At 39.1% G+C, this 11,708-nt stretch carries 11 protein-coding genes; 7 read left to right on the forward strand and 4 right to left on the reverse strand.

Annotated elements, in window-relative coordinates; all coding sequences use genetic code 11:
* Positions 1–47 precede the first annotated feature (47 nt).
* The 7 genes from rpsL to rimI all read left to right on the forward strand — a co-directional run bounded on the left by rpsL (position 48) and on the right by rimI (position 7,386).
* The gene (gene rpsL, locus Q9Q86_RS01565; RefSeq protein ID WP_004638184.1) at positions 48–422 is read left to right on the forward strand and encodes a 30S ribosomal protein S12; all 375 of its coding nucleotides are present in this window, start codon (positions 48–50) and stop codon (positions 420–422) included.
* 160 nt (positions 423–582) lie between these two features.
* Complete coding sequence (gene rpsG, locus Q9Q86_RS01570) at positions 583–1,053, forward strand: 30S ribosomal protein S7 (RefSeq protein ID WP_004638185.1); 471 nt, start codon at positions 583–585, stop codon at positions 1,051–1,053.
* A 178-nt stretch (positions 1,054–1,231) separates the two neighbouring features.
* A complete protein-coding gene (gene fusA / locus Q9Q86_RS01575; RefSeq protein ID WP_004913954.1) occupies positions 1,232–3,370 on the forward strand; it encodes an elongation factor G in 2,139 nt (712 codons plus the stop codon).
* Between the two features lie 92 nt (positions 3,371–3,462).
* Positions 3,463–4,653, forward strand: coding sequence for an elongation factor Tu (gene tuf, locus Q9Q86_RS01580; RefSeq protein WP_004913952.1), 1,191 nt, complete (start codon positions 3,463–3,465; stop codon positions 4,651–4,653).
* 203 nt (positions 4,654–4,856) lie between these two features.
* Positions 4,857–5,738, forward strand: a complete 882-nt coding sequence (locus Q9Q86_RS01585) for a metal-dependent hydrolase (RefSeq protein ID WP_004952673.1) — start codon at positions 4,857–4,859, stop codon at positions 5,736–5,738.
* Positions 5,739–5,942: 204 nt separating this feature from the next.
* Positions 5,943–6,827 (forward strand): metal-dependent hydrolase, encoded by an 885-nt coding sequence (locus Q9Q86_RS01590; RefSeq protein WP_039048152.1) that lies wholly within the window; start codon positions 5,943–5,945, stop codon positions 6,825–6,827.
* 97 nt (positions 6,828–6,924) lie between these two features.
* Positions 6,925–7,386, forward strand: a complete 462-nt coding sequence (rimI, locus tag Q9Q86_RS01595; protein ID WP_004913946.1) for a ribosomal protein S18-alanine N-acetyltransferase — start codon at positions 6,925–6,927, stop codon at positions 7,384–7,386.
* Position 7,387: 1 nt separating this feature from the next.
* On the opposite strand, the gene Q9Q86_RS01600 is transcribed toward rimI, so the two are convergent.
* The 4 genes from Q9Q86_RS01600 to trxB all read right to left on the reverse strand — a co-directional run bounded on the left by Q9Q86_RS01600 (position 7,388) and on the right by trxB (position 11,672).
* On the reverse strand, positions 7,388–8,203 hold the full coding sequence (locus Q9Q86_RS01600) for an arginyltransferase (protein WP_004913944.1): 816 nt from the start codon (positions 8,201–8,203) through the stop codon (positions 7,388–7,390).
* Positions 8,204–8,231: 28 nt separating this feature from the next.
* Entirely contained in the window at positions 8,232–8,963 is a 732-nt protein-coding gene (aat, locus tag Q9Q86_RS01605; protein ID WP_112987440.1) for a leucyl/phenylalanyl-tRNA--protein transferase, read from the reverse strand.
* A 90-nt stretch (positions 8,964–9,053) separates the two neighbouring features.
* Positions 9,054–10,610, reverse strand: a complete 1,557-nt coding sequence (locus Q9Q86_RS01610) for a class I SAM-dependent methyltransferase (RefSeq protein ID WP_112987439.1) — start codon at positions 10,608–10,610, stop codon at positions 9,054–9,056.
* A gap of 111 nt (positions 10,611–10,721) precedes the next feature.
* Positions 10,722–11,672, reverse strand: a complete 951-nt coding sequence (gene trxB / locus Q9Q86_RS01615) for a thioredoxin-disulfide reductase (protein WP_004952686.1) — start codon at positions 11,670–11,672, stop codon at positions 10,722–10,724.
* Positions 11,673–11,708: the final 36 nt, after the last annotated feature.

The raw sequence follows: 11,708 nt of genomic DNA on the forward strand, positions 1-11,708 counted from the left end.
GAGGTGCTTTTCTTTTTAAGGTTGTTTAATAACGGGAGAATTGCCAAATGGCAACAACAAATCAGTTGATCCGTAAGGGTCGTACAACTTTGATTGAAAAATCAAAAGTTCCTGCGTTGAAGGCTTGTCCACAACGTCGTGGTGTATGTACACGTGTATATACGACTACTCCTAAAAAACCTAACTCAGCAATGCGTAAGGTTTGCCGTGTTCGCTTAACTTCTGGTTTTGAAGTATCAAGCTATATCGGTGGTGAAGGTCATAACTTACAAGAGCACAGTGTTGTTCTAATCCGTGGTGGTCGTGTTAAAGACTTACCAGGTGTACGTTACCATACCGTTCGTGGTTCTTTAGACTGTGCTGGCGTGAAAGATCGTAACCAGTCACGTTCTAAATACGGTGCTAAACGTCCTAAGAAGTAATTCTAGGCAACAAGCCCAAACAACCCTTTAGCGTTTCGCTTGTTTGAATTCTTCATAGATTTGTAATTCAAGCGACGTATAGTAAGGCCAGCGTAGCGTACATGGCACTTGTACAAACTGCTGGATCATCCTGAAGTGTCATAATATTAGGTGTATTAAAATGCCAAGACGTCGCGTAGTCGCTGCTCGTGAGATCCTTCCAGATCCAAAATTTAGCAGCCAAACAATCGCTAAATTCATGAACCACGTAATGCAAGATGGTAAAAAATCTGTAGCTGAAGGTATCGTTTACGGTGCTTTAGAGCGTGTTCAAGAAAAAAACAAAGTAGACCCAGTTGAATTTTTCGAGACTACTCTTGAAAAAGTTCGTCCTATGGTCGAAGTAAAAGCACGCCGTGTTGGTGGTGCTACTTATCAAGTACCTATGGAAGTACGCCCATCCCGTCGTACTGCCTTAGCAATGCGTTGGTTAGTAGATGCTGCTGCTAAGCGTTCTGAAAAAACGATGGCTTTACGTCTTGCTGGTGAGTTGCTTGATGCAGCTGAAGGTAAAGGTGCAGCGATCAAAAAACGTGAAGACGTGCATCGTATGGCTGAAGCCAACAAAGCCTTCTCTCACTACCGTTTCTAAACGGATAAAACAGTCCCTAATCAGGAGAATATTCATGCGTACAGCAGCTCGATTCAACATCGCTCTTTATCAAAGTGGGAGCTTTGCGGGTATTTAAGTTGCCTGCTTGGATATTCGTGCGCATCAATTTAATTGATGCGTCCTGTTTTAAAGATAACATTTAGGAATGTAAGACATCATGGCTCGCCAAACCCCGATTACTCGTTACCGTAACATTGGTATTTCTGCGCACATTGACGCAGGTAAAACAACTACAACTGAACGTATCTTGTTCTACACAGGTGTATCTCACAAAATTGGTGAAGTACACGACGGTGCAGCAACAATGGACTGGATGGAACAAGAGCAAGAGCGTGGTATTACCATTACTTCTGCTGCTACGACTTGTTTCTGGTCTGGTATGGGCAACCAATTCGAACAACACCGTATCAACGTAATTGATACACCGGGACACGTTGACTTCACAATTGAAGTTGAGCGTTCTATGCGTGTTCTTGACGGTGCGTGCATGGTTTACTGTGCTGTTGGTGGTGTTCAACCTCAGTCTGAAACTGTATGGCGTCAAGCTAACAAATATAAAGTGCCTCGTTTAGCATTCGTGAACAAGATGGACCGTACTGGTGCAAACTTCTTCCGTGCTGTAGAGCAAGTTAAAACTCGTTTAGGCGGTAACCCTGTACCTATCGTTGTACCAATCGGTGCAGAAGATACATTTGCAGGTGTTGTAGATCTTATCGAAATGAAAGCGATTATCTGGGATGAACCATCTCAAGGTATGAAGTTTGAATATGGTGAGATTCCTGCTGACCTAGTTGATACTGCTAACGAATGGCGTACTAACATGGTTGAAGCGGCTGCTGAAGCTTCTGAAGAGTTAATGGACAAGTACCTTGAAGAGGGTGATCTTTCTAAAGAAGACATCGTTGCAGGTTTACGTGCTCGTACATTAGCATCTGAAATCCAAGTGATGCTTTGTGGTTCAGCGTTCAAAAACAAAGGTGTTCAACGTATGTTGGATGCTGTGATTGAATTCTTACCATCGCCAACAGAAGTTAAAGCGATCGAAGGTATCCTTGACGATAAAGCTGAAACTAAAGCATCTCGTGAAGCATCTGACGAAGCTCCGTTCTCTGCGCTTGCGTTCAAAATCATGAACGACAAATTCGTTGGTAACTTAACTTTCGTACGTGTTTATTCTGGTGTTCTTAAACAAGGTGACCCAGTATATAACCCAGTTAAGTCTAAGCGTGAACGTATCGGTCGTATCGTGCAAATGCATGCGAATGAGCGTCAAGATCTTGATGAAATCCGTGCAGGTGATATCGCAGCGTGTGTAGGTCTTAAAGACGTTACAACTGGTGATACATTATGTGATGAGAAAAACATCATTACACTTGAGCGTATGGAATTCCCTGAGCCAGTAATTTCATTGGCTGTTGAACCAAAAACTAAAGCTGACCAAGAAAAAATGTCAATTGCTTTAGGTCGTTTGGCGAAAGAAGATCCATCATTCCGTGTACGTACTGACGAAGAATCTGGTCAAACAATTATTGCTGGTATGGGTGAGCTTCACCTTGACATCATCGTTGACCGTATGAAACGTGAGTTCGGTGTTGAAGCGAATATCGGTAAACCAATGGTTGCTTATCGTGAAACGATTAAGAAAACTGTTGAGCAAGAAGGTAAATTCGTACGTCAAACAGGTGGTAAAGGTAAATTCGGTCATGTATATGTTCGTTTAGAGCCACTTGATGTTGAAGCTGCTGGTAAAGAATACGAATTCGCTGAAGAAGTTGTTGGTGGTGTAGTACCAAAAGAATTCTTCGGTGCAGTTGATAAAGGTATTCAAGAGCGTATGAAGAATGGTGTCTTGGCTGGTTACCCAGTTGTAGGCGTTAAAGCTGTTCTTTTTGACGGTTCTTACCACGATGTCGACTCTGATGAATTGTCGTTCAAAATGGCTGGTTCTTATGCGTTCCGTGATGGTTTCATGAAAGCAGATCCAATTCTTCTTGAACCTATCATGAAAGTTGAAGTAGAAACTCCAGAAGACTACATGGGCGATATCATGGGTGACTTAAACCGTCGTCGTGGTATGGTTCAAGGTATGGACGATCTTCCTGGTGGAACAAAAGCAATTAAAGCAGAAGTTCCATTAGCTGAGATGTTTGGTTACGCTACTCAAATGCGTTCTATGTCTCAAGGTCGTGCTACTTATTCTATGGAATTCGCTAAGTACGCTGAAACTCCACGTAACGTGGCTGAAGGCATCATCGCTAAGTTCCAAGCTGGCGGTAAAAAAGGTGACGACGAGTAATCTTTCGATTACTATATTACCCAACTAAAATTTAGTTAAAAACCAAGCGCTCATGAGCGACCCTCATGAGCAGTTTATAAAGGAAGATCATCATGGCTAAAGCCAAGTTTGAACGTAATAAACCACACGTAAACGTGGGTACAATTGGTCACGTTGACCATGGTAAAACAACTTTAACTGCTGCGATTGCAACAATTTGTGCAAAAACTTACGGCGGTGAAGCGAAAGATTACTCACAAATCGACTCTGCTCCTGAAGAAAAAGCACGTGGTATTACAATTAATACATCACACGTAGAATACGATTCTCCAATCCGTCACTACGCTCACGTAGACTGCCCGGGCCACGCCGATTATGTTAAAAACATGATTACTGGTGCTGCTCAGATGGACGGCGCGATCCTTGTATGTGCTGCGACTGATGGTCCAATGCCACAAACTCGTGAACACATCCTTCTTTCTCGTCAGGTAGGTGTACCTTACATCATCGTATTCTTAAACAAGTGTGACCTTGTTGATGATGAAGAATTACTTGAATTAGTAGAAATGGAAGTTCGTGAACTTCTTTCTACTTATGACTTCCCAGGTGATGACACTCCAATCATCCGTGGTTCAGCTCTTCAAGCATTAAACGGTAACGACGGTCCTTACGGCGAAGCTTCTGTTCTTGCACTTGTAGAAGCGCTTGACTCTTACATCCCAGAACCAGAGCGTGCAATCGATAAAGCATTCTTGATGCCAATCGAAGACGTATTCTCTATCTCTGGTCGTGGTACAGTAGTAACTGGTCGTGTAGAAGCTGGTATCATCAAAGTTGGTGAGTCTGTTGAAATCGTTGGTATCCGTGATACTCAAACGACTACAGTTACTGGCGTTGAAATGTTCCGTAAACTTCTTGACGAAGGTCGTGCGGGTGAGAACTGTGGTATCTTACTTCGTGGTACTAAGCGTGAAGACGTACAACGTGGTCAAGTACTTGCTAAACCAGGTACAATCAAGCCGCACACTAAATTCGATGCAGAAGTATACGTACTTTCTAAAGAAGAAGGTGGTCGTCATACTCCATTCCTTAACGGTTACCGTCCACAGTTCTACTTCCGTACAACTGACGTAACTGGCGCGATCAAATTACAAGATGGCGTAGAAATGGTAATGCCTGGTGACAACGTAGAAATGTCAGTAGAGTTAATCCACCCGATCGCAATGGACCCAGGTCTACGTTTTGCGATCCGTGAAGGTGGTCGTACTGTAGGTGCTGGTGTTGTTGCTAAAGTAACTGCATAATCGCCTAGAGTGATCAAAAAAACACCCCTTATGGGGTGTTTTTTTATATCAATTGTTTGACAATTTTATTGAATAGTGTCCCAAACTGATACTTTGCTGTCCCAAACTGCACTTAATTGATCCATATAAAAACGTAATATAAAACTCAAGAAAACGAACAAAAGTGCTCAGTGAAAAAAGTTCACTGAAAAGGAGTAGGCGGCATGAATGCTAAAGTAAATATTTCAAATCGTGCAGGTGCAAGTTTCCCAGTACGTCGTATGAATTTTGATTTTGATCAAGTACCTGAATACTGGATGAGTGGCTCAGCAGGTCTTACACATTTTATGACTGCATTATCTGCTTTATTTCCAGATGGTGAGAAATTATTTATTGATTCAGTTCGTGCTGTGCGTTATCACCCAGCGATTAAAGAGAATGAAGAGCTGCAAAAAGAGATTAGTGCGTTTATTGGTCAAGAAGCAATGCATACTCAAGAGCATGTTAATTTCAATGCTTCTGCTCAAAAATACGGTCATGATGTAAGAGCCTTAGAACAAATTACAGGTCGTTACATTCAATTTGCCTTAAATAATTTTTCGAAAATCGTAAAACCTTTTGGTATGACACGTGAGATGGTTGATCTCACCGCTACGACTGCCCTAGAGCATTTTACAGCGACGATTGCATCTGAATTATTGCGTAATAAGCATATCCAAGATTTGATGACAGATGACACAATGTCTTATATGTGGTTCTGGCATGCGGTTGAGGAGAATGAGCATAAAGCAGTTGCATATGATGTATATGAGTCTGTTTTTGGCACAGGAATTAAAGCATACGGCTTACGTACAACAGCGCTCGTATTTGCCATGACTTTAATTTTTATTCTTCAGTCATACTTCACTTTACGTTTGCTTAAGCAAGATAAAAAGCTAAATCTTAAAGAGTTGGGAATGATTTATAAGTATGGTTATAGTCCATCAAAAGGGATTATCGCAGGAATGGCAGGAGAAATGCTGGCGTACTTTAAACCACGTTTCCATCCGAATGATTTAGATACAGTTCAATTATTAAAAGATTGGAAAGCGAAATTAGGTTTGTAAGCCTTATTTTCTTCAATACTGTTTGTTTTTAAAGGGCATGAATTTGCCCTTTTTCTATTTTTAATATTTTCAAAAAACTTGAAGACATGTCCTAAGATGATGCTTTTATGACCTTATCTGCACTTAATTAAAGCATGATAAACAGCGTATAAAATAAGAATGGATAAAAACAAAGAATAGATTCATCATTAAGGAGAATAAGGTATGAATGCTAAAGTCAATATTTCAAATCGTGCTGGCGCTAGTTTCCCTGTACGTCGAATGGATTTTGAGTTTGGTGATGTGCCTCGATATTGGGCAAATGGTGATGCTGCACTCACGCATTTTATGACTGCTTTATCAGCGCTATTTCCTGAAGGTGAACAATTTTTTGTAAACAGTACTCGTGCAGTTAGAAATGATCCTAAATTAGCTGACCCTCGTTTGCAGAAAGAAATTAGTGCTTTTATTGGTCAAGAGGCGATGCATTCTAAAGAGCATTTAGCGTTCAATGCATCTGCTCAAGCCTATGGTTATGATGTTCGTAAGATGGAAGAGCAAACGGGCAAAGTGATCAATTATGGTGTTAATGTAATTACTACATTACTTAAACCTTTTGGTTTTAACAAAGAAATGATTGGATTAACTGGAACATGTGCTTTAGAGCATTTTACCTCTACAATTGCTGAGGAATTATTAAGTAATCCAGATATCCAATCGATGTTCATGGATGAGACAATGTATCATTTGTGGATGTGGCATGCTGTTGAAGAAAATGAACATAAAGCTGTTGCCTTTGATGTGTACGAGGCAATGTATGGTCAAGGTGCTAAAGCTTATTTTATGAGATCACTAGCACTTGTGATTGCAATGGGTCTGATTTTTATTACCCAATCCTATTTCACTGCAAAACTACTCAAAACTGATGGAAAACTAACATGGCGTGACACGAAATATATGCTGAAGTTTATGTATGGTTATAAAGGTTTTATGACCCGTCAAATACCAACTTTACTGGCGTTCTTAAGACCTAAATTCCATCCAAATGACTACGACACCACTGAATTATTAAATAAATGGCGTGCCGAGTTAGGTTTTAATCCCCACTAAATAAAATGGGCAATCAATCAGATTGCCCATTTTTTTATTTAAATTTGGTTTTAAATTGTCGATAATCTGCCAATTAGGTTTTTGACAAGGTGTTCACGTGATTCGATTGATGCAAGAAAAGGATTTGGATAAAGTTGCTGAGATTGAATGTTTAGTTCAAACACATCCGTGGTCTAAAAAACAATTTCAGGAGTCTTTGCTTTCTTACCAATGCACAGTCTATGAAACTAAAAATCAAATAGTAGGATTCTGTATTTTACAGCCTGTGTTAGATGAAGCTAATTTGTTACTGATGGCGATCCATCCAAGCCAGCAGGGCAAAGGTCTTGGATACGAGTTGTTAGATTATTCAATTCAACTTTTAAAAAATAATCCTATCCAAATTTTTTTAGAAGTACGTCAAAGCAATCATGCTGCAATTCGTTTGTATGAAAAAATGGATTTTCATCAAATAGATTTACGCAAAAATTATTATCCCAATTTGGATGGTACAAAAGAGCATGCTGTGATTATGGTCAAAACATGCACTGATGATTTCGCGTCTTTATTTAAATCCTAAATTATTTAATGATTAGATCATCCCACTCTGAAGGTAGTGTACTCATGAGTGAGTTTCCGAGTTGATGAATTTCTTTCTCAGATAATGGGCGATTGAGTCTACGCCATTGACCATCTAGTAATAGTTCAAGTGGTGTGTATTGTGACTTGTAGTTCATTTTCGCTGAGTGTGGCACCCAATAACCAAGATACAAATAATCAAGATTTAGAGTTTTTACATATTCAATTTGTTTAAGAATGGCATAAACGCCCAAGGAGCGACGTTGTTCATCTGGGTCAAAGAATGTGTAAACCGCAGATAAACCATCATCCATCAAATCACAAGTAGAGACCGCAATTAGTTTTTGGTCTTTCCATAATTCGATAAAAAAACTTTCAGTGCAACTGTGTACGAGAAACTTCTCAAACTGATCATAGTTGGCTGGATACATATCACCATCTGAATGTCGCTCGTTTATATATCTCTCATAAAGCTGATAATGTTGTTCTGTCGCTTGCGTGGTAGGCAAGATATTCATGCTTAAATCTTGATTGCGTTTCCATGCCTTTTTTTGGCTGCTATTCATTTGAAATTCTTGAATAGGGACTCTACACGACAAACATTGACGACATAAATGACATTCTGGGCGATAAACAAAGTCACCACTGCGACGAAAACCAACTCGTGACAGTTCAGATAATGTCACCACATCAATGCGATGAATTGGATCTAAGAACACCATTCGAGCTGATTTGTTATCGAGGTAACTACAATCATGTGGTGGAGTAATGTAATACTGTAAGTCATTTAAAAGGGACTTGGGTTGGTATGATTTCATTAATCTGTCCCTCCAAGGTGTTAATCCGTTAACCGTCTAATTTTGAAAAAAGAGCTATTGTTTTACTTGAAAATACACGTTCTTGATAACTTTTCCAATTGATAGAGGGGGTAATAATTACATCTTGTAATGATTTTAAATAGGCTTGGCGAGAAAGTGTACGTGCTCCAAGACTTAAAAGGTGATCGTTGACCAATTGGCAATCGATCCAAGGCAGTTGATTTTCCTGTCCAATTAACATCAGTGTATAGAATGCCATTTTAGAGACATCTGTTTCGGTGCTAAACATCGACTCACCAAAACATCCTTTACCAATAGTGACACCATACAAACCGCCTACAAGATGTTCACTATTCCAGACTTCGACACTATAGGCATATCCTGCTTTAAATAGAGCTGAATATCCTTCAATTATATCTTCACTAATCCATGTCTCATTTGCATAACTTCGTGGTAACGAACAGGCACGAATGACTTGTTCAAATGCATGATTAATGGTAATTCGATAATCATGTTTTTTCATATTTCGTAGTAAGGATTTGCTGGGTTTATATGCCTGTGGTTCGATAATGCAACGTGGTTCAGGACTCCACCAACAGATAGGTTCATCTTCGTTGAACCATGGAAATAATCCATGTGTATAGGCTTCAAATAATGTAGACGGTGAAAGATCTGCACCAATACAGATGAAACCATGTCCCTCAGGATCTGCTTCAATAGGATCAGGAAAAATATATTGAGAGGGTGGAAGTTGATGCATAATAAAATGAATATAGAAAGGATTCAGATTAAACTAATCTAAGAAAGGTCGAATGACAAATCTAGTACTTCGCCATTCGATCATCAGTATTTAATTAAATAAACGTAATTGTTTCGCGATCTCCAACTTCTTACTTTCTAAAAATATTTGGGCTTTAGATTGAATAATTTCAATGCTTTTAACCTGATCTGAAACCGTTTGACCATCTTTATCTAAAACTAACCACCCAAGCTGTTGGATGACATCTTGCACATAGTAAGCAAAATCTGTTGCAGTCGTTAAACCTTCTATAAAATGTGCGCGATAAAATAATTGATGAAAATGTTCAGTCGGTATACCAATGCCTGTGATTGGACTAATTAAAACGCCATAGTTTTGATGAAAACTCGCTTGTTTTAAAATGTAATGATTTAGATTGTGGCAATGCTCGAACATTTTTTGAGATGGTTCATTATTTTGACATGGTTGAGCTAGTCCAAGATGGCACAGGATAACGAGCGCATTTAAGATTTTTGCATAGTGAAGCTCGGGAAAACTAGCTTCTAAATCTGCAATAGTGAGCGGTTGATAGTTAACTTCAGCAAATCGATTGCCAATTGGTTGATAAATTTCCTCTATCAAATTGAATGTCCCCAATAGTCCTGTAATGCTACTCGGTAATTGCTCTTTGGCTGTTAGAAGCACAAATGCTGTTTTTCGGAGTTTTGCTTGGACTTGTAATGGGGTTAAATTATTCTTGCCTCGAATAAATAAATCCCGTCTAAATTGTGTGTTGGCAAAATAATCTCGGCACTGTTCTTTGAAAATCGGGTGTTCAATCGCATTTAGAAATTGCTGATGTTCTTCTGAAAAATTAATGTTATCTAGATGCGTTCCTAAGTCTGTAGACCCAGCATAAGATAATTTAATTTCATCTAGGATTCTGACTACTTGCTGAAATGAAAAGCATTGCCAATCTTGATTCAAATATTCATGAATTAAGTAATTTGGATTTTGTTGTTTGAGATCGATTACTTTTTGCAAAGCATTGGGATTTCTTTGAGCAAAGATTGGATTTTGTTTAAGTAGTTCTTCACTAAAATTTAATGCTTCATTTACTTTTTGCAGTGGGTTTGTACTTTTGCTATTAAATTTAAAATGGCTATGAAATAACTCGCGTATAGGCATATTGGCAGCCCAACCTGTCACGCAGTTATAACTGATATAGACAATACCATTGGGTTTTAAATATTTACGAATGAATTTCAAAGTGATGTGTTGGTTTTCATAGCTTATCCAGCTCCATATTCCATGTAGGCTAATTGAATCAAACATGGGTAAATCATTTCGATTTAATAATTCTTCAAAGCTATCATCAAAAAAATACGGCTTAGTTTGGCTATGTTGTGCTAATTGGTTGGCATGAGCTGCATGTGCAGGGTTAAAGTCAGTACCGTAAAAATTGGCATCAGTACTTGCTGCATGTATGTTGATGCTGACACCTTGCCCAAAGCCAAGTTCACAATGTGTTTGATTTATTTGAATATCTGGACTATCAATCCCATTTAAAAGTAAGCAGAATTTTTGGAAGTTAGGGCTAAGATCACGATAGTATCCATAGGTGTAATTGACTTCAGTTTGGTAGCCATTGGTCCATGTTGTTGTCATGTATTCATCCAAAATATAATTGTTGTTAAATAAAGCCATGTTTTTGATTGTATATATCATTTAACAAAAAAAGCCACCATAAAGATGGTGGCTTTTTGAACTTAATGTAAATTAGTTTAAATTATCAAGATACTTCTCAGCATCTAATGCTGCCATACAGCCTGAACCTGCTGAGGTAATCGCTTGACGATAGATACTATCAGCTACGTCACCAGCAGCAAAAACGCCTTCAATTGATGCTGCTGTTGCATTACCCGAAGTGCCACTTTGAACTTGAATATAACCATCACGTAAGTTCAATTGACCTTCAAACATATCTGTATTTGGTTTGTGTCCAATCGCAACAAATAGACCTTGTACTTGAACATCTTGTGTACTTGAGTCTTGGGTTGATTTGATACGTACAGATGTTACACCAGTATTGTCACCCAATACTTCATCGACTTGGTGGTTCCAAATAATACTGATCTTACCTTCTTTTTCTTTCGCAAAAAGATGATCTTGCAGAATCTTTTCAGAGCGCAAGCTGTCACGACGGTGAACTAATGTGACATGAGCTGCGATATTTGAAAGATAAAGTGCTTCTTCAACTGCAGTGTTACCACCACCCACAACCATGACATTTTGGTTCTTATAGAAGAAACCATCACATGTAGCACAAGCGCTTACACCTTGTCCCATGAATGCTGCTTCTGATTCAAGACCTAAATACTGAGCAGTCGCACCAGTTGCAATAATGAGAGCATCACATGTGTATTCTTCCATATCGCCTTTTAAAACAAACGGGCGTGTTTTTAAATCAACTTCATTGATATGGTCATATACGATTTCTGTACCGAAACGTTCAGCATGGGCTTGCATACGCTCCATAAGTACAGGACCAGTTAATCCTTCAGGGTCACCAGGCCAGTTATCAACTTCAGTCGTCGTTGTTAATTGACCACCGAGTTGTAAGCCAGCAATGAGTGTTGGTTTAAGGTTTGCACGCGCTGCATAAACTGCTGCACTATAACCCGCAGGACCAGAACCCAAAATAATTAACCGTGAGTGACGAGCGCTCATTAAAGAACATCCTTTTTATATTGAAAATGCTAAAAT

The sequence above is a fragment of the Acinetobacter sp. A22 genome (genome assembly GCF_030913345.1).
Classification (GTDB): Bacteria; Pseudomonadota; Gammaproteobacteria; order Pseudomonadales; family Moraxellaceae; genus Acinetobacter; species Acinetobacter junii.